The sequence below is a fragment of the Pseudomonas sp. GR 6-02 genome (genome assembly GCF_001655615.1).
Lineage (GTDB): Bacteria > Pseudomonadota > Gammaproteobacteria > Pseudomonadales > Pseudomonadaceae > Aquipseudomonas.
Window position 1 is genome coordinate 4,809,704 of sequence record NZ_CP011567.1, and the last position, 18,048, is coordinate 4,827,751.

Annotated in this window: 19 protein-coding genes; 10 read left to right on the top strand and 9 right to left on the bottom strand. The window is 60.1% G+C overall.

The features are described 5' to 3' along the window. The first annotated feature begins 14 nt into the window (after nt 1–14). The gene (locus PGR6_RS21100; RefSeq protein ID WP_019648074.1) at nt 15–1,214 is read left to right on the top strand and encodes an MFS transporter; all 1,200 of its coding nucleotides are present in this window, start codon (nt 15–17) and stop codon (nt 1,212–1,214) included. Here the strand turns inward: PGR6_RS21100 and arfB are convergent. Together arfB and PGR6_RS21110 are read right to left on the bottom strand one after the other, a co-directional pair. Continuing rightward, the gene (arfB, locus tag PGR6_RS21105; protein ID WP_007938537.1) at nt 1,211–1,624 is read right to left on the bottom strand and encodes an alternative ribosome rescue aminoacyl-tRNA hydrolase ArfB; all 414 of its coding nucleotides are present in this window, start codon (nt 1,622–1,624) and stop codon (nt 1,211–1,213) included. The two genes, PGR6_RS21100 and arfB, sit on opposite strands and share 4 nt — an antisense overlap. Before the next feature lie 101 nt (nt 1,625–1,725). Further along, nucleotides 1,726–3,138 (bottom strand): amino acid permease, encoded by a 1,413-nt coding sequence (locus PGR6_RS21110; protein WP_064619561.1) that lies wholly within the window; start codon nt 3,136–3,138, stop codon nt 1,726–1,728. Nucleotides 3,139–4,085: 947 nt separating this feature from the next. Between PGR6_RS21110 and PGR6_RS30260 the strand changes: the two genes are divergently transcribed. Further along, nucleotides 4,086–4,223 (top strand): hypothetical protein, encoded by a 138-nt coding sequence (locus PGR6_RS30260; RefSeq protein ID WP_007938535.1) that lies wholly within the window; start codon nt 4,086–4,088, stop codon nt 4,221–4,223. A 67-nt stretch (nt 4,224–4,290) separates the two neighbouring features. Then, nucleotides 4,291–5,256 carry a hypothetical protein gene (locus tag PGR6_RS21115; RefSeq protein WP_064619565.1) on the top strand — a complete coding sequence of 322 codons (966 nt, stop codon included), beginning with the start codon at nt 4,291–4,293 and terminating at the stop codon, nt 5,254–5,256. A 131-nt stretch (nt 5,257–5,387) separates the two neighbouring features. Here the strand turns inward: PGR6_RS21115 and rluB are convergent, their stop codons facing one another. The 5 genes from rluB to PGR6_RS21140 form a co-directional block, all read right to left on the bottom strand. Then, complete coding sequence (gene rluB / locus PGR6_RS21120) at nt 5,388–6,653, bottom strand: 23S rRNA pseudouridine(2605) synthase RluB (protein WP_018929938.1); 1,266 nt, start codon at nt 6,651–6,653, stop codon at nt 5,388–5,390. 193 nt (nt 6,654–6,846) lie between these two features. Then, nucleotides 6,847–7,833, bottom strand: coding sequence for an SMC-Scp complex subunit ScpB (gene scpB / locus PGR6_RS21125; protein WP_064619568.1), 987 nt, complete (start codon nt 7,831–7,833; stop codon nt 6,847–6,849). An 11-nt stretch (nt 7,834–7,844) separates the two neighbouring features. After that, complete coding sequence (locus PGR6_RS21130; protein WP_253548957.1) at nt 7,845–8,603, bottom strand: segregation and condensation protein A; 759 nt, start codon at nt 8,601–8,603, stop codon at nt 7,845–7,847. A 66-nt stretch (nt 8,604–8,669) separates the two neighbouring features. Next, nucleotides 8,670–9,299, bottom strand: a complete 630-nt coding sequence (locus PGR6_RS21135) for an L-threonylcarbamoyladenylate synthase (RefSeq protein ID WP_007938530.1) — start codon at nt 9,297–9,299, stop codon at nt 8,670–8,672. Between the two features lie 13 nt (nt 9,300–9,312). Next, nucleotides 9,313–10,176, bottom strand: coding sequence for a PHP domain-containing protein (locus PGR6_RS21140; RefSeq protein ID WP_018929935.1), 864 nt, complete (start codon nt 10,174–10,176; stop codon nt 9,313–9,315). Between the two features lie 87 nt (nt 10,177–10,263). Between PGR6_RS21140 and PGR6_RS21145 the strand changes: the two genes are divergently transcribed. From PGR6_RS21145 to PGR6_RS21170, 6 genes are all read left to right on the top strand, one after another. Continuing rightward, nucleotides 10,264–10,860: a septation protein A gene (locus PGR6_RS21145; protein WP_064619571.1), complete on the top strand. Its 597-nt coding sequence runs from the start codon at nt 10,264–10,266 to the stop codon at nt 10,858–10,860. 1 nt (nt 10,861) lies between these two features. Then, nucleotides 10,862–11,161: a YciI family protein gene (locus PGR6_RS21150; RefSeq protein ID WP_019579534.1), complete on the top strand. Its 300-nt coding sequence runs from the start codon at nt 10,862–10,864 to the stop codon at nt 11,159–11,161. 110 nt (nt 11,162–11,271) lie between these two features. Continuing rightward, nucleotides 11,272–11,685 carry a hypothetical protein gene (locus PGR6_RS21155; protein WP_064619574.1) on the top strand — a complete coding sequence of 138 codons (414 nt, stop codon included), beginning with the start codon at nt 11,272–11,274 and terminating at the stop codon, nt 11,683–11,685. A gap of 7 nt (nt 11,686–11,692) precedes the next feature. Further along, nucleotides 11,693–12,370: a response regulator transcription factor gene (locus PGR6_RS21160; RefSeq protein ID WP_008010984.1), complete on the top strand. Its 678-nt coding sequence runs from the start codon at nt 11,693–11,695 to the stop codon at nt 12,368–12,370. A gap of 328 nt (nt 12,371–12,698) precedes the next feature. Next, nucleotides 12,699–13,148, top strand: coding sequence for a hypothetical protein (locus PGR6_RS21165; RefSeq protein ID WP_064619577.1), 450 nt, complete (start codon nt 12,699–12,701; stop codon nt 13,146–13,148). Nucleotides 13,149–13,387: 239 nt separating this feature from the next. After that, complete coding sequence (locus PGR6_RS21170; RefSeq protein WP_018929930.1) at nt 13,388–14,728, top strand: sensor histidine kinase; 1,341 nt, start codon at nt 13,388–13,390, stop codon at nt 14,726–14,728. A gap of 82 nt (nt 14,729–14,810) precedes the next feature. On the opposite strand, the gene PGR6_RS21175 is transcribed toward PGR6_RS21170, so the two are convergent. Further along, nucleotides 14,811–15,377, bottom strand: coding sequence for an NAD(P)H nitroreductase (locus PGR6_RS21175; protein ID WP_064619580.1), 567 nt, complete (start codon nt 15,375–15,377; stop codon nt 14,811–14,813). 122 nt (nt 15,378–15,499) lie between these two features. Here PGR6_RS21175 and PGR6_RS21180 point away from each other — a divergent pair, with 122 nt between their 5' ends. Then, complete coding sequence (locus tag PGR6_RS21180; RefSeq protein ID WP_018929928.1) at nt 15,500–16,954, top strand: TrkH family potassium uptake protein; 1,455 nt, start codon at nt 15,500–15,502, stop codon at nt 16,952–16,954. Here the strand turns inward: PGR6_RS21180 and PGR6_RS21185 are convergent. Continuing rightward, nucleotides 16,911–17,972: an AraC family transcriptional regulator gene (locus PGR6_RS21185; protein ID WP_207238835.1), complete on the bottom strand. Its 1,062-nt coding sequence runs from the start codon at nt 17,970–17,972 to the stop codon at nt 16,911–16,913. The genes PGR6_RS21180 and PGR6_RS21185 overlap by 44 nt on opposite strands. Nucleotides 17,973–18,048 lie beyond the last annotated feature (76 nt).

An 18,048-nucleotide genomic window follows, 5' to 3' on the forward strand; every position in this document is an offset into this window, starting at 1 on the left:
TGGACCTTTTACCCATGTCTGAAACCCAGCGCCCCCTGGCGGTCACGCTGCAAGTCGTTTCCATCGTCCTGTTCACTTTCATCGGTTACCTCAATATCGGTATTCCCCTGGCCGTATTGCCGGGCTACGTCCACAGCGACCTCGGCTTCGGCGCGGTGATCGCCGGGCTGGTGATCAGCGTGCAATACCTGGCCACCCTCCTCAGCCGCCCTTACGCCGGGCGCATCATCGATAACAAGGGCAGCAAACTGGCGGTGATGTATGGTCTCGCCGGCTGTGGTTTGAGCGGGGTGTTCATGCTGATTTCGGCCTGGACGCAGAGCCTGCCGATACTGAGTTTGATCAGCCTGTTGATTGGCCGCCTGATACTCGGCAGCGCGGAAAGCCTGGTCGGCTCCGGGTCGATCGGCTGGGGCATCGGCCGGGTCGGCGCGGCGAACACCGCCAAGGTCATCTCCTGGAACGGCATTGCCAGTTACGGCGCGTTGGCGGTCGGCGCACCACTGGGGGTGCTGCTGGTGAGTCAATTGGGTTTGTGGAGCATGGGCGTGAGCATCATGCTGCTGGCCGTGCTGGGCGTGGCGCTGGCCTGGCCGAAAACCGCGGCGCCGATTGTCGCCGGCGAACGTTTGCCGTTCATGCATGTGCTGGGACGGGTGTTCCCTCATGGCTGCGGCCTGGCACTGGGCTCCATCGGCTTTGGCACCATCGCGACCTTCATCACCCTGTATTACGCCACTCAGCATTGGTCCAACGCGGTGCTGTCCCTGAGTTTGTTCGGCGCCAGTTTCATTGGCGCGCGACTACTGTTCGGTAACCTGATCAACCGCCTCGGCGGCTTTCGCGTGGCGATTGCCTGCCTCTCGGTGGAAACCCTCGGGCTGTTGCTGCTGTGGCTGGCGCCGGATGCTCATTGGGCACTGGCCGGTGCGGCGCTGAGCGGTTTCGGCTTTTCGCTGGTGTTCCCGGCCTTGGGCGTGGAAGCGGTCAATCTGGTGCCGGCCTCCAGCCGTGGCGCAGCAGTTGGGGCCTATTCGCTGTTTATCGATTTGTCACTGGGGATTACCGGACCGCTGGCGGGTGCGATTGCTGCAGGATTCGGGTTTGCCTCGATCTTCCTGTTCGCCGCCCTCGCCGCCTTGAGCGGATTGATGTTGAGCGTTTACTTGTACCGACAGGCGCCCAAGTATCGGGAAGAGCGTGAAGCACGCTAAAAATCGACCTTGCCCCGCCCGGCCTTGATGCTGCCGCGCTTGGTCTTGGATTCGAGCCGACGCTTTTTCGAGCCCAGCGTCGGCTTGGTCGGACGGCGTTTCTTTTCCACTTTGGTAGCGCTGAGGATCAACTCGGTCAGACGCTCCAGCGCATCGGCGCGGTTCTGCTCCTGCGTGCGGTATTGCTGGGCCTTGATGATCAACACCCCTTCGCTGGTGATGCGACTGTCGCGCAACGCCAGCAGCCGTTCCTTGTAGAACTCGGGCAGGGACGAGGCCGGAATGTCGAAGCGCAGGTGCACCGCACTGGAGACCTTGTTGACGTTCTGCCCACCGGCGCCCTGGGCGCGAATGGCCGTCAACTCGATCTCGGCATCCGGCAGATGCACGTTGTTGGAAATCACCAGCATGGAAAAAGGTCCGGTATCAGGACCGCCAGAATACCCCGGCTTTCGCATCCTCCACAAAAAACCCGGCACATTGGCCGGGTTTGTTGTTTCTGCGCGTTGCGTTATTTCACCGCGACCTGCAACGCCTGCTGGGCGCTGCGCTTGTTCTTGATGCCGTAGCAGATCCACATGAACGCGACCCACACCGGAATCGCATACACCGAGACCTGGATGCCCGGGATCAGCAGCATCACGCCGAGGATGAACACCACGAACGCCAGGCAGATGTAGTTGCCGTACGGGTACCACAGGGCCTTGAACAGCGGCGTCTGCCGGGTCTTGTTCATGTGCTGGCGGAACTTGAAGTGCGAGAAGCTGATCATCGCCCAGTTAATCACCAGGGTCGCAACCACCAACGACATCAACAGTTCCAGCGCGTTTTGCGGGATCAGGTAGTTCAACAACACCGCGATCAACGTCACAGCGGCCGACGCCAGGATCGAACGTACCGGCACGCCACGCTTGTCGATCTTCGACAAGGCTTTCGGCGCATCGCCCTGCTCGGCCATGCCCAGCAGCATGCGGCTGTTGCAGTAAGTACCGCTGTTGTACACCGACAGCGCCGCGGTCAGGACCACGAAGTTGAGGATATGCGCGGCGGTGTTGCTGCCGAGCATCGAGAACACCTGCACGAACGGGCTGCCGCTATAGGCATCGCCAGACGCATTCAGTGTCGTCAGCAGGCTGTCCCAAGGGGTCAGCGACAACAGGACCACCAGCGCACCGATGTAGAAAATCAGGATCCGGTAGATCACCTGGTTGATGGCTTTCGGGATCACGGTTTTCGGTTTGTCGGCTTCAGCGGCGGTGAAACCAAGCATTTCCAGGCCACCGAAGGAGAACATGATGATCGCCATGGCCATCACCAGGCCGCTGACACCGTTCGGGAAGAAACCGCCGTGGGACCACAGGTTGGTCACCGAGGCTTGCGGGCCGCCGTTACCGCTGACCAGCAAATAGCTGCCCAGGGCAATCATACCGACGATCGCCACGACCTTGATGATCGCGAACCAGAACTCGGCCTCACCGAAGACTTTGACGTTGGCCAGGTTGATCGCGTTGATCAGCACAAAGAACGCAGCAGCGGAGACCCAGGTCGGGATATCCGGCGCCCAGTAGTGGATGTATTTGCCGACCGCGGTCAGCTCCGACATGCCCACCAGGATGTACAGAATCCAGCAGTTCCAGCCCGACAGGAAACCGGCAAAACCACCCCAGTATTTATGCGCGAAGTGGCTGAAGGAACCGGCCACCGGCTCTTCGACGATCATTTCGCCCAGCTGGCGCATGATCATGAAGGCGATGAAGCCGCAAATGGCGTAGCCGAGAATCATCGACGGGCCGGCGGATTTGAGCACGCCGGCCGAGCCGAGGAACAACCCGGTACCGATCGCGCCACCGAGGGCGATCAGTTGAATATGGCGATTTTTCAGGCCGCGTTTAAGCTCGCCTGAATGCGAGTTTTGTCCACTCATGAAAAGGGTCTCACGCAAGGTTTGATGATGTTCGGTAGACGTTGCTGCAAGGTTGCGATTTCAAGCAGCGCCGATCAAACCCCAGCGCAGGCACCAGGAGTTCAGCGTTTTTACGACAGTCATGCGTCACCTGTTTGTTTTTATCTGTGACGAAATCGAACCCGACACGCTCGTGACGCGGCGGAGTGAACAAGGCGGATAGCCTTGAGGTTTGCGCTGTTGCGCAGAGGGTCACAGTTAAAACGCGGCGCATTGTACACCGCTAACCCCCTGCTGCCAGACACCGCTGGATCAGCGCGTCGGTTGCCGGGATTGCCTGTGTCCGCCTCGAAGGTCTCGGGCGGCTGCAAAAATTGAGTCAGACCTTTGCAGGTCTTCGACGGGGGCAGCGGAAAAATCGCCCCACGGAGAGAGATGGAGATGAGTCACGGCGTTCATTGCGCCTCCTTCTTGTTATGCACCTGCACGACAGGCATGGGGCGCATCTCACCTTTCAATCGAGGCTGAGACAAGCGCGCCAGAGCCCTTGAACAGCACCATCGTGGCGGCGGACGGCAGGTTTTCCTTACAGCCCTTTCCACAGCGGCATTCCATGGGGTTTGAGCACGCTTTTCGTAAGGATTTATTTACAGCGCGTAACGCATGCTTTCCAAATCAGATCCAGAGAGCCGTCGACTGTAAATTGACGATAGGAAGCTTCCTAAGGAGTTTTCCGACTTAGTTTTCTGTTTTTTATTAGGAAATTTACTTTTTTTAAAATGGAATAATTAGTTCAAATGAAAATTGTTTAATTATTTTTTTGCAATTCAAAAACCTGTGAACTAGGTTTTCAGCGACTTGCCGAGCCGCATCGACCGGCAAGTTGACGCGCTCTTCAATGAATGAAAAACGCGCCACTGTTTTTACCGAAGCTGTTCTTACCGTAAAAGTCATCTAGGAGATTCACCATGCAAGCACTGGACAAAGACTTGGACACTGAACTGCAACTCGACGATTGGTTTGAAGCACCGACCCATGAAGCCGCCGTTGAAATGATGCAAGCCGACGCGGTTGTTCCGTTCGGCACGGCGATGTGGCCTCTGTAAGACATCCCGGCGGGCATGATCCGGCCGGTCGTGCCCGCCACTTACCAGGTTTGTCAGGGAGGACTCCATGGATAAGCAGCGTGCCATCTCGCATTTCCTTTACTACCTCGAACATCACCCAGCCGTTGCCGGCATCAACCCGGCGAAGGTCTTGCTCGGCCATACCGCTGATTACGAGGCGCTGACCGGCGCCATCGCCGAACAGGCCGGCAACAGTCCAAGGTTCGCCTTCAGCGCGATGCGTCTGGACCTCGAACCCACCGCATTGCTGGCCAAGGCGATTGTCGACAGCGATCTGTACATCTTCTTCTACGACTCTTCCACCCTGCCCAACCCGCGTCCCGACGGCCCGGACTTTGTCCGCGCGCTGCAAGGCGTGATGGCGGAAAACTGGAAGAAGTCGCTGCTGTTCAAGGATTACGGCGATTACTTCTACGACACGTTCAGTGTCACCCCGCAGCGGATTGCCGGGTTGAACAGCCACTTGATCCAGCGCATGTCCCAGGCCACCACTTTAAGTTTCAAAGATGAGCATGGCTCGTGGTTCGAAACACCGTTGAGCAGTATCAAGAAGTGGACCGACATCAACGGTGTCGGCAACTTCGACCTGGCGCCCGGCGAGATTGCCACCCATAGCGAGTCGATTAATGGCCGAGTGAAGTTCATGGGGACGTTCCTCAGCACGATTCCGTTTGCCCGCAAGTACGGCGTACTCGCGTCACCACTGGAGTTGTGGATCGAGAACTCGACCATCAGCAAAATCGCCACCGATGTGCCGGGACTGGAACATGACTTCAACAAGTACCTGGACGCCAATCCGTCCAATCGACGCATCGAGGAGTTGGGGATCGGTACCAACGAAGGTGTGAAAGAGTTGTATGCGCGCAATGCCGGGTTCGAAGAGCGCCATTGCGGTTTGCACTTGGGGTTGGGCGGAGGCGCCAAGGGCAGCCATCATCTGGACCTGATCTTCTCTGGCGGCGTGTTGGCGCTGGATGATGAGCCGGTGTTTGATGGGCGGTTTGTCTTCTGAACAACACCGCCCGCTGTGGCGAGGGAGCAAGCTCCCTCGCCACAACGCCACCTGTATATTGAAAACCGGTTCTGCCAGACACAAAAAAACGCCATCCCGAGGGATGGCGTTTTTTATGCTGCGCTTACCGATTACTCAGGCTTGCGACGACCGAAGCCCGGACGCTGGCCGGAGCCGGCTGGCGCACCGCGGCGCTTGCCCGATGGCGCGTCCTTGTCGACCAGCACGATGCCTGGGCGTTTCTTCGGCGCCGGTTTGGCCGGGCGCTTGGTGTCGGCCGGGCGGTCTGCCACCGGCGTACCACGGCCGGCAGGCGCACCGCGATCGCTACGACCACCGGACGGAGCGCCACGGCCTTCGCCACGCTCAGTACGACCGTTGGCCGGACGCGGCGTGCGTGGACCGCGCTCACCGTCCTGGCGTGGCGCTGGCTTGCGGGCCGGGCGCTCGCCTTCGATCTGCGGCTCGCGAGATGGACGCGGGCCGGCAGCTGGAGCGCCAGCGGCTGGACGCAGGGTCCGTACGCGTTCGGTCTTGCCCACCGGGCGGGACGATTTGCGCTGCATACGCTCGAGCTTGTCTTTGCTCTTGGCGTTCATTTGCGGCATCGCCACCGGCGTCAGGCCGACTTCAGCACTCAGAATGTCGACTTCCTGCTGGCTCATTTCGCGCCAGCGACCCATCGGCAGGTCGGAGTTGAGGAACACCGGACCGAAACGCACGCGCTTCAGACGGCTGACCACCAGGCCCTGGGATTCCCACAGACGACGAACTTCGCGGTTACGACCTTCCATCACCACGCAGTGGTACCAGTGGTTGAAACCTTCGCCACCTGGTGCCTGCTTGATGTCGGTGAATTTCGCCGGGCCGTCTTCGAGCACCACGCCTGCCTTCAGACGCTCGATCATCTCGTCGTCGACTTCACCACGTACACGGACGGCGTATTCACGGTCCATTTCGTAGGACGGGTGCATCAGGCGGTTGGCCAGCTCACCGTCGGTGGTGAACATCAGCAGACCTGTGGTGTTGATGTCCAGGCGACCGATGTTGATCCAGCGACCTTCTTTCGGGCGCGGCATCTTGTCGAACACGGTCGGACGGCCTTCCGGGTCGTCACGGGTGCAGATTTCACCGTCGGGTTTGTTGTACATGATCACGCGGCGTACCGACTCGGCAGCTTCTTCGCGCTTGATCACCTTGCCATCGATGGTGATGGCGTCATGCAGGTCGACGCGCAGGCCGAGGGTGGCGTCTTTGCCATTGACCTTGATGCGGCCGTGGCTGATCCAGGCTTCTACGTCACGGCGCGAGCCGACGCCGATACGGGCGAGGACTTTCTGCAGTTTTTCGCCTGCTGGGCCGATTTCCTGGTCGTCTTTCTGGTCGTTGATACTCATCTGGGCACCTCCCGGTGTGATCAAGTTCAGGCCTTGGCCTGAAGATGTGAAATCTGGTCGTTTGACGAAGGGATCGCCAAAGGGTCGCGAATCATACGCTCATGGAAGCGTTCGCGCATCAGAGACTAGCTGATCGACCGTCGGTTATTGGTTTTTCCGCCGGCCGGTGGTGGCTGCGATCTTCTGACGGAGTTCAATCCTCGAACTGGCGGCGTTCGGCCTCGATCGCTTCGGCCAGGGCCCGGGCTTCGGCTTCTTCATCGCTCAGTTCAGGTTCGGGCTTGGGTTGTTCAAGCGCGGCAACCGCGGCCAGCAGTTTCTCGCGAGCCTCGGCAACGCCAAGAATGTCATCCTCAGGTTCTGGTTCCTGCTCTTCTTCGTCAGCAACTTCGACCTCAACCTGAAGCTCTACCTCGACTTCCGGCTCCGGCTGCTCCGATACCTCTTCAGTCTCGGTCAACTCGCCATCGCGCAACAAATCGTCGAAATCGGTCTTGAGCCCCTCCTCCATCGTGTCCAGCTCCAGCAATAGCGTGTGGAAGCTGGTTTCTTCCTTGGGCTCTTCCGGCTCGGCGCTGGCATCTGCCAATTCTTGCAACCCGGCCGGCACCGGTGCGTCGTCGAACTCGAGCATCGGCTCGGGTTCCAGCTCGCGCAGCTCGGCCAGCGGCGGCAGGTCGTCGAGGTTCTTCAGGTTGAAGTGATCGAGAAACGCCTTGGTGGTGGCGAACATTGCCGGTTTGCCGGGCACATCACGGTAACCGACGATGCGGATCCACTCTCGCTCCAGCAGGGTTTTGACGATGTGGCTGTTGACCGCCACGCCGCGCACGTCTTCGATCTCGCCCCGGGTGATCGGTTGGCGATAGGCAATCAGGGCCATGGTTTCGAGCATGGCGCGCGAGTAACGCTGCGGCCGTTCTTCCCACAGGCGCCCGACCCACGGCGCGAACTTTTCGCGGATCTGCAGGCGATACCCGGAGGCGACTTCCTTCAGTTCGAAGGCTCGGCCGTCGCAGGATTTGCCCAGAATCGTCAGCGCTTTCTTGAAAACCGCTGGTTCGGGCCGCTCGCCTTCTTCGAAGAGTTCGAACAGGCGCTCAAGCGATTGCGGTTTTCCCGAGGCCAACAGAAAGGCTTCAAGCAGTGGCGCCAGCTCGCGGGGTTCAGTCAGGTTCATGATTCAACTCGTTATTCGGCTCGGGCTCGCACATGTATCGCCGCGAACGGCTCATTCTGCACCAGCTCGACCAAGGATTCCTTGACCAGTTCGAGGATCGCCATAAAGGTCACCACTACCCCCAGACGTCCTTCTTCAGCGGTGAACAGCTCGACAAAGGGCACGAAACCGCCACCCTTGAGCCGCTCCAGTACATCGCTCATGCGTTCGCGGGTGGACAGTGCCTCGCGGCTGACCTGGTGGCTTTCGAACATGTCGCCCCGGCGCAAGACCTCGGCCATGGACATCAGCAACTCTTCCAGACTCACGTCCGGCAGCAGCTTGCGCGCCCGGGCTTCCGGCGCGTCGAGCTTGGGCACCACGACATCGCGGCCGACGCGGCTCAGGCCATCGATACCTTCGGCGGCGGCCTTGAAGCGTTCGTATTCCTGCAAGCGGCGGATCAGTTCGGCGCGAGGGTCGTCTTCCTCGTCTTCAATGGTTTCGGCTCGCGGCAGCAGCATCCGCGACTTGATCTCGGCGAGCATCGCGGCCATCACCAGGTACTCGGCGGCCAGTTCCAGGCGCACCGACTGCATCAACTCGACATAGCCCATGTACTGGCGGGTGATTTCCGCCACCGGGATGTCGAGAATATTGATGTTCTGTTTGCGGATCAGGTACAGGAGCAGGTCGAGCGGGCCTTCGAAGGCTTCCAGAAAGACCTCGAGCGCATCCGGCGGGATGTACAGGTCCAGCGGCATTTCCATGACCGCCTGGCCATAGACCATGGCGAAAGGCAGTTCTTGCTGGGCGCCGGCCTGGCTGTCGACGGGTTCTGGTTCTACTGCAGACATCTACGCCTCGGCCATGAATGGCGTAGGGTCGCCGCAACCGACACGGATGACTTCCGGCTCGCCGTCGGCGAGGTTGATCACGGTGGACGCCTTGATCCCGCCGAAACCGCCGTCGATGATCAGGTCCACCTGATGCTCCAGCAACTGGCGCATTTCGTAGGGATCGGTCAGCGGGTCAGTGTCGCCGGGCATGATCAGGGTCACACTCATCAGCGGTTCGCCGAGCTCTTCCAGCAGCGCCAACGCAATCGGATGGCTCGGCACACGCAGGCCGATAGTGCGTTTTTTCGGGTGCAGCAACAGCCGCGGGACTTCACGGGTAGCGTTGAGAATGAAGGTGTAAGGCCCTGGCAAATGGGCCTTGAGCAAACGGAAGGTGCCAGTGTCGATCTTGGCAAATAGCCCCAACTGCGACAGGTCGCTGCAGATCAGTGCGAAGTTGTGCTTCTCATCCAGCTGACGCAACCGACGCACACGCTCCACGGCGGTCTTGTCACCGATCTGGCAACCAATGGCGTAGGAAGAGTCTGTGGGATAAATCACCACCCCGCCGTTGCGGATGATCTCGACAGCCTGTTTGATCAGGCGCGCTTGCGGGTTTTCCGGATGAATCTGGAAAAATTGACTCACATTCTCTACCTGTTCAGACGGCGGCAATAATTGGGTCATGTTTGAATCGACACCACAGTGGTGGCAGATCCTCCGGGAGCGGGCGGTATTCACCGATCTCGGACCAGCCTCCAGGGCCATGAAAATCACTGCCGGCGCTGACCAGCAGACCAAACTCACGGGCAAGAATCGCCAGGCTGCCCACTTGCTCGGCGGGCTGATGGCCATTGACCACTTCAATCGCGTGGCCCCCGGCTTGAATATAGTCAGAAATCAGGCGGCGACGCTTGCTACGAGTGAAATCGTAGTGCCAGGGGTGCGCCAGGCTGACCCAGGCACCCGCGGCGCGCAGGGTCTCGACGGTGTCTTCGAGGGTCGGCCAGTGCAGCTTGACGTCTCCCAGCTTGCCGGCGCCCAGCCATTTGCGGAACGCTTCGGCGCGATCCTTGACGAAACCTTCGCGCACCATCCAGTCGGCGAAGTGCGGACGGGCCGGCGCGTTGCCGCTGTCGCCCAGTTCCTGCTGAATGGCGCGGGCGCCGTCAAGCGCCCCCGGCATGCCTTTCAACGCCAACTTGCGGCTTATTTCTTCGGACCGTAGCCAGCGGCCATCGTGCAATTTGGCGATGGCCTCGACCAATGGCGCGGCATTGACGTCGAAACCGTAGCCCAGCACATGAATGGTCGCCCCGCCCCAGGTGCAGGACAATTCGACGCCGTTGACCAGTTGCATCCCCAGTGCCGTCGCGGCGCTACGGGCCTCGTCGAGGCCTTCAAGGGTGTCGTGATCAGTCAAGGCCAGGACTCGCACGCCTTTCTCGAACGCACGCGCAACCAGTGCCGCAGGCGCCAGGGCGCCATCGGAGGCCGTGCTATGGCAGTGCAAATCAACATTCACAGGACTATGTAACCTCAAATCAGCTGACGCTATCGCGCGTCAATATGTTTGTTATTATGCCGCCACATCCTGCTTCTGGCTGCCACTGTGAAACAATTCATCGACTTCATCCCGCTTCTGCTGTTTTTCATCGTCTTCAAAATCGACCCGCGGGTCGTCGACATTGGCGGTCATCAACTGTCTGTCGGTGGTATTTACAGCGCCACCGCGATGCTGATCATCAGCTCCCTGGTGGTCTACGGCACGCTGTACATCAAGCAGCGCAAGCTGGAGAAGAGCCAGTGGCTGACCCTCATTGCCTGCCTGGTCTTCGGCAGCCTGACCCTGGCGTTCCACAGCGAAACCTTCCTGAAATGGAAAGCCCCGGTGGTCAACTGGCTGTTCGCCCTCGCGTTCATCGGCAGCCATTTCGTCGGTGACCAACTGCTGATCAAACGCATCATGGGCCACGCGCTGACCCTGCCGGAGCCAATCTGGACCCGCCTGAACATCGCCTGGATCGGTTTTTTCCTGTTTTGCGGTGCCGCCAACCTGTTCGTCGCGTTCACGTTCCAGAGCTACTGGGTAGACTTCAAGGTCTTCGGCAGCCTGGGCATGACTTTGCTGTTCCTGGTCGGCCAGGGCATCTACCTGTCCCGCCACCTGCACGACGCCGACACCACAACGCCAAAAACCGAGGACTGACATGCTTTACGCAATCATTGCCACAGACGTCGCCAACTCCCTGGAAGCCCGACTGGCCGCACGGCCTGCACACCTTGAGCGTCTGCAAGTGCTCAAGGGCGAAGGTCGTATCGTATTGGCCGGTCCACACCCGGCGGTCGACAGCAATGATCCGGGCGCAGCCGGTTTCACTGGCAGCCTGATCGTCGCCGAATTCGAGTCCCTGAGCGCCGCCAAGGCCTGGGCCGACGCCGATCCGTACGTTGCCGCAGGCGTCTACGCCAATGTTCTGGTCAAGCCGTTCAAGCAAGTCCTGCCGTAAAGTTCTCGCGTGCGGTGAATCTTATCGATTCATCGCACGTTCAATCGCTCATTATTCTCGTTTACCGGCCGACAACCTGCCCAATACTCGTATTGGAATCAGGAGTTGCGATGCGCAAAGGTCCGTTGTGTCTGATGTTGGTGACGTTGTCGATCATGGCGCCAGCCCATGGTGAAGAAAGCGCCAATGGCGGTAATTCGACGCCGCTGTCCTTGAGCGCCGGTAGCCAGATCACCGAATTGCAGCAGCGCTTGAAAGAAAGCGAGCAGCAACGAGAAACACTGAGCAAACAATTGCAAACCACCGATGGCGAGCGCGAAAGCGCCCAGCTGAGCCGGTTGCGCCAGGAGAATCAGCGCCTGAAGCTGCAACTCAAGGAAACCCTGGCCAGCAGCCCGCTACCGCGCCTGCTGACCGATCAGCAGCAGTGGTTCGTTATTGGGGCGGCAGTAGCGCTATTGGCCCTGCTCTGCGGTATCTTCGCCAGTGGTGCCACCAGAAAACGTAGGCAATGGCTAAATTGAGTGAGTCATGAGCGAGCTGTTACTAATTGATGATGACCAGGAGCTGTGTGAGCTCCTGAGCAGTTGGCTGAGCCAGGAAGGCTTTCAGGTTCGCGCCTGCCACGATGGCCAGAGCGCCCGTCGCGCTTTGGCCGAAACGTCTCCGGCGGCCGTGGTGCTGGACGTGATGCTGCCGGACGGCAGCGGCCTGGAACTGCTAAAGCAACTGCGCAGCGACCATCCGGATTTGCCGGTACTGATGTTGTCGGCCCGTGGCGAACCGCTGGACCGCATCCTCGGCCTGGAACTGGGCGCCGACGATTATCTGGCCAAGCCGTGCGACCCACGGGAACTGACCGCCCGCCTACGCGCGGTGTTGCGCCGCAGTCATCCGACGGCGGTCTCCAGCCAGCTCGAGCTGGGCGACCTGTGCTTCAGCCCGGTGCGCGGGGTGGTCAGCATCGATGAACAGGAATTCACCCTCACCGTTTCCGAAAGCCGCCTGCTCGAAGCCCTGCTCAAGCAGCCCGGCGAACCGCTGGATAAACAGGAACTGGCGCAAATCGCCCTCGGTCGCAAACTGACCCTGTACGACCGCAGCCTGGACATGCACGTCAGCAACCTGCGCAAAAAAATCGGCCCACACCCCGACGGCCGCCCACGCATCGTGGCCTTGCGCAGTCGCGGTTACTACTACAGCCTCTGAACCTGACACGCCCCTTCGTAGCAGCTGTCGAGCCCCAGCGAGGCTGCGTTCGGCTGCGAAGCAGTCGTGATCCGCCTGATGCGGTGTATCTGAAAGAGCGTGCAAACAGATTTTACGACTGCTGCGCAGCCGAACGCAGCCTCGCAGGCTCGACAGCTGCTACGAAGGCCAGGTTTCGTCAGAGAAATATCGGCGAAGTGTTGGAATTGTCAGCAAAGCAGAAAACCGTCTTTACCCAAGCTTTACGCTCCGCTGACCGCCGTTGACCTTGATCTGCGTAATCTGCACACATCCGGAACGTACCGGGAACGAGACAAGGAGATACACCATGCGCAAGACTCTTATCGCTCTGATGTTTGCTGCCGCCCTGCCGACCGTTGCCATGGCCATGCCTGAAGGCACAGGCCCGATGGGTGATCACATGGACGGCTCACGCCACAGCGGTCAGATGCACGGCATGCACGGCAGAGGCCCTTACAGCCAACTGGACCTGAGCCGCGAACAGCGCGAGCAGATCCGCAAAATCATGGGCGAGCAGATGCACGAGCGTCAGCAACTGGTCGACAAGTACCTGGAAAAACTCTCGCCGGCCGACCAGAAAGCCCTGAAAGACGAGATGGAGGCCAAGCACAAGAAAGCCGAAGCCGACGTTCGCGCCCTGCTGAAACCGGATCAACAGAAGCAATTCGACGAGATCCAGAAGAAACAAGCTGAGCGTCGCGCCGAATGGGCCGAGTTCAAGGCCTGGAAAGCGCAGCAAGCGCAAAAGGCGCAATAATGCGTTAACCCCGGACCCAATGGCTAATCACCGTTGGGTCTGATGCCTCTCAGTTCGTTGTGGGAGCGAGCCTTTGTGGCGAGGGAGCTTGCTCCCGTTGGGGCGCGAAGCGGCCCCGGTATTTCAAAGTTAAACCGTATGTAACGGGTTTACGACTGCTTCGCAGCCGAACGGGGCGATGCGGCGTTCCGACAAGCCCCCTCGCCACACATTGATTTGAGCTTGTTCGAGGATTTTCTGTGCGCTCATTGTTCTGGCGTATCCTGGCCAGCTTCTGGCTGGCCATCGCTCTGGTTGCAGGGCTTTCCATTTTGCTGGGACACATGCTCAACCAGGACGCGTGGATTCTCAGTCGCCACCCGGGCCTCAACACCCTGGCCGAACAGTGGACGCAAACTTACGAAAGCCAGGGCGAGGAAGCCGCCCAGGACATCCTGGAGCAGCGCAAGCGCCAATATCACATCGACGTTCAGGTGCTCAACGAGGCAGGAGACCCGGTGGTACGCGGCACCTTCCCTCGGCGTGCAGCCGCCTTCGAAGCACGGCAGCAAAACGATGATCGGCGCCTGCCGTGGCGACGCCTGACCGATGAATACACCAGCGCCAAGACGGGCGACACCTACCTGCTGATCTATCGCATTCCCCACCCGGAACTGGACGCCTGGCACCGTGAGAGCCTGCTCTGGCCGTTGAGTGCGCTGGGTATCGCCCTGGTGGTACTGACCCTGTTCAGCCTGCTGGTGACCTTTTCCATCACCCGACCGCTGAGCCGTTTACGTGGCGCAGTGCATGAGTTGGGGCAGACGACGTATCAGCAAAACAGCCTGGCGCAACTGGCTAACCGCCGCGATGAATTCGGTGTGCTGGCCAACGACTTCAACCGCATGGGCGCGCGCCTGCAAAGCCTGATCGGCAGTCAGCGGCAATTGCTGCGCGATGTGTCCCACGAGTTGCGCTCGCCCTTGGCCCGACTGCGCATTGCGCTGGCACTGGCCGAGCGGGCCAATCCCCAGGAGCGGGAAAAACTCTGGCCGCGCCTGACCCGTGAATGTGATCGACTGGAAGCACTGATCAGCGAAATCCTGGTGTTGGCGCGGGTCGATGCCGACAACGCCAGTGCCGAAGAGGTGGATCTCAATGCACTGCTCAATACCCTGCAAAAGGATGCTCAGCTAAGTTCGCCGGAGCAGAACGTGCGCCTTGAGGCCGAGCCGCAACTGAACCTCAGGGGTTGGCCGACCATGATCGAGCGCGCCGTGGACAACCTGCTGCGCAATGCCCAACGCTTTAACCCGGTCGGGCAACCAATCGAAATGCAAGCGTCGCGTCAGGGCGACAGGATTGTGGTCAGCGTGCGCGATCACGGCCCCGGTGTAGAGGCTGATCATTTGAATCAGTTGGGGGAGCCGTTCTATCGGGCACCGGGGCAGACAACGGCCGGGCATGGCTTGGGGCTGGCTATCGCACGCCGTGCGGCGGAACGCCATGGCGGCAGTCTGGTGCTGGCCAATCATCCTGGAGGCGGGTTTATTGCCAGCCTGGAATTGCCGTTGGTGCCGGGGGCGGTGGTGCAGCCGTAAATCGGGGGTGATGCAAAAAGATCGCAGCCTCGTTTCACTCGACAGCTCCTACAAGTGCAACGAGACTGCGATCTTTTGATCTTCAGGCCTTACCGGACCAGGCGCTGACAAACTCGGCCAGATCAACCTTCTCCGCCACACGCGGTTCTTTCTGCGGCGTACCGAGATAAAGGAACGCAATCACCTCTTCCCCTTCGGCCAAACCCAACCCCTTGGCTACATGCGGCGAATAGGCCAGCTCACCGGTGCGCCATACCGCGCCAATACCTTGCGCGTAAGCGGCCAGCAAAATCCCGTGAGCCGCGCAGCCTGCCGCCAACAATTGTTCGGATTTCGGGTATTTGACGTGATCCTGCAAACGCGCGATCACCACAACCACCAGCGGTGCACGCAGCGGACCGTTACGGGCCTTGTCCAGCGCGGCTTCTGACACCTCGCTGTCTTGCAGTTTCGCCGCTTCGGCCAGCAACTCGCCCATTTGCTCGCGCGCCGCGCCTTCGACTGTCAGGAAGCGCCAAGGCTGCAAATGGCCGTGGTCTGGCGCACGCATCGCGGCGGCAAACAGCACTTCGCGTTGCTCGGGCGTGGGCGCCGGATCGAGCAGTCGTGGAACGGAAACACGGTTGAGCAAAGCGTCGAGAGCCTGCATCGGCCACCTCCTGAAAAAAATGTCTGCCTATTCTAGCGGTATCCGGCACAGGGCTGTCGGTTTACATGCCCTGCCCCGCAGGTAGAATGGCGCCCTTCCCTACTTCAGCCCGAGCGGACTTCATGGCGTTGCCGACCTTACGGATCATTGGTTTCATCATCGGCATCTTCCTGATCACGCTGGCCATTTCCATGGCCGTGCCCATGGCTACCCTGGTGATCTTCGAGCGCACCAGCGACCTGCCGTCATTCCTCTGGGCCAGCATGATTACCTTTGTCGCCGGCCTGGCCCTGGTCATTCCAGGGCGTCCCGAACACATCCATCTGCGCCCGCGAGACATGTACCTGCTGACCGTCAGCAGCTGGCTGGTGGTGTGCATCTTCGCCGCCCTGCCGTTCCTGCTGACCCAGAACATCAGCTACACCGACTCATTCTTCGAAAGCATGTCCGGCATCACCGCCACCGGCTCGACGGTGCTCACGGGCCTGGACACCATGTCCCCCGGCATCCTGATATGGCGCTCCTTGCTGCACTGGATCGGCGGGATCGGCTTTATCGGCATGGCGGTCGCGATTCTGCCATTGCTGCGCATCGGTGGCATGCGGCTGTTTCAGACCGAGTCGTCAGACCGTTCCGAAAAGGTCATGCCCCGTTCGCACATGGTGGCGCGCTTGATCGTTGCGACCTACGTCGGCATCACCATTTTCGGCAGCCTGGCGTTCTGGTGGGCCGGGATGAGCCCGTTCGATGCGATCAACCACGCGATGTCGGCGATTTCCACCGGCGGGTTTTCCACCTCCGACCAGTCTTTGGCCAAATGGCCGGAGCCTGCGGTGCATTGGGTCGCGATCGTCATCATGATTCTCGGCGCCTTGCCGTTCACCTTGTATGTCGCCACGTTACGCGGTAACCGTCGGGCGCTGATCAAGGATGAACAGGTGCAAGGCTTGCTCGGCATGTTGCTGGTGACCTGGCTAGTGCTCGGCACTTGGTACTGGTGGACCACCCAGTTGCACTGGCTGGACGCCTTGCGGCATGTGGCGCTGAACGTCACTTCGGTGGTGACGACGACAGGTTTTGCACTGGGGGACTACAGCCTCTGGGGCAACTTCTCGCTGATGCTGTTCTTTTACCTGGGGTTTGTTGGCGGCTGCTCGGGTTCGACCGCTGGCGGGATCAAGATTTTCCGCTTCCAGGTGGCCTACATTCTGCTCAAGGCCAACCTTAACCAGTTGATTCACCCACGCGCGGTGATCAAGCAGAAGTACAACGGCCACCGTCTCGACGAAGAAATCGTACGTTCGATCCTGACCTTTTCGTTCTTTTTCGCCATCACCATTTGCGTGATCGCTCTACTGCTGTCGCTGCTCGGCGTGGACTGGATGACCGCCCTTACCGGTGCGGCCAGCACGGTGTCCGGCGTCGGCCCGGGGTTGGGCGAAACCATTGGCCCGGCGGGTAACTTCGCCAGCCTGCCGGATGCCGCGAAGTGGATTCTCTCGTTCGGCATGCTGTTGGGTCGGCTGGAGATCATTACGGTGTTTGTTCTGTGTATCCCTGCGTTCTGGCGTCACTGACCGGCTTGAGCGCTTCCGTCAGCCGCGCCCGGTATTCGCCGGGGGTGGTGTCGAACCAGCGTCGGAAAGCGCGGAAGAAGTTGCTCGGATCGGCAAACCCCAGCAGGTAGGCAATTTCCAGCAGCGTCATGCTCGGTCGCGCCAGGTATTGCTCGGCCAGTTCACGCCGTGTGTCATCCAGCAACGTCTGAAAACTCGTGCCCTCTTCCTGCAAGCGTCGCTGCAAGGTGCGTTGCGACAGGTGCAGCGCCTGCGCTACCGCATCGCGCTTGGGTTCGCCCTGGGGCAGCAAGCGGCACAACACCTGCCGCGCATTGTGGGTCACGCGGCTCTCGGCAAACCGCGCCAGGTATTCACCGGCAAAGCGATCGTGCAGCAACGCCATGGCCTCGTTGGCGGTGGGCAACGGTGCCTCCAGGTCAGCGCGCTCGAAAATCAAGGCGTCATAGGGCGCATTGAACATCATCGGCGCGTGGAAGGCTTGCTTATACGGTTCGAGGTCGGCGGGTTGATCGCCCTGCAGCAGCACTTTGCGCGGATGCAGCGCGCTCCCGGTCAGCCACCCGCAAAACGCCAGGGCACAGGCCATCGATGCTTCAGCGCTTTGTCGGGTCGGCGGCAAGTGGTCGCCATGCACCGTCAGAATCAGCGCATAACCCTCGTCCAGTATGCGAAAACTCAGATCGGCACTTTCGGCGATGATTCGCTGATAACGCACCAGACGTTGAAAGCCTTCGGCCAGGGTTCGACTGGACATCAAGGCATAACCGGCAACGTGCAGGGACGCCGGTCGCACCACCTTGCCCATGTTCAGGCCGATCGCCGGGTTGCCGGACAACTCGACCGCGCGCTGCCAGAGCCGCGTCATGGAATCTTGCGGGAAGCGCGCATCCGGATCATCCAGTGCCGCATAGTCGAGCCCTAGCTGCTTGAACAAAACCCGGCAATCCAGGCCGTCCATTTCCAGTGCTTTGACAATCCCCATCGCCCAGCTTGCAGAAGTCGTTCGTTCGCTCATGGCGTTTACTACGTGATGGCCGCATGCCACGACCCAATGCCCAAGGATACTAAAGTGGCGCCTATTGTCACTGGCT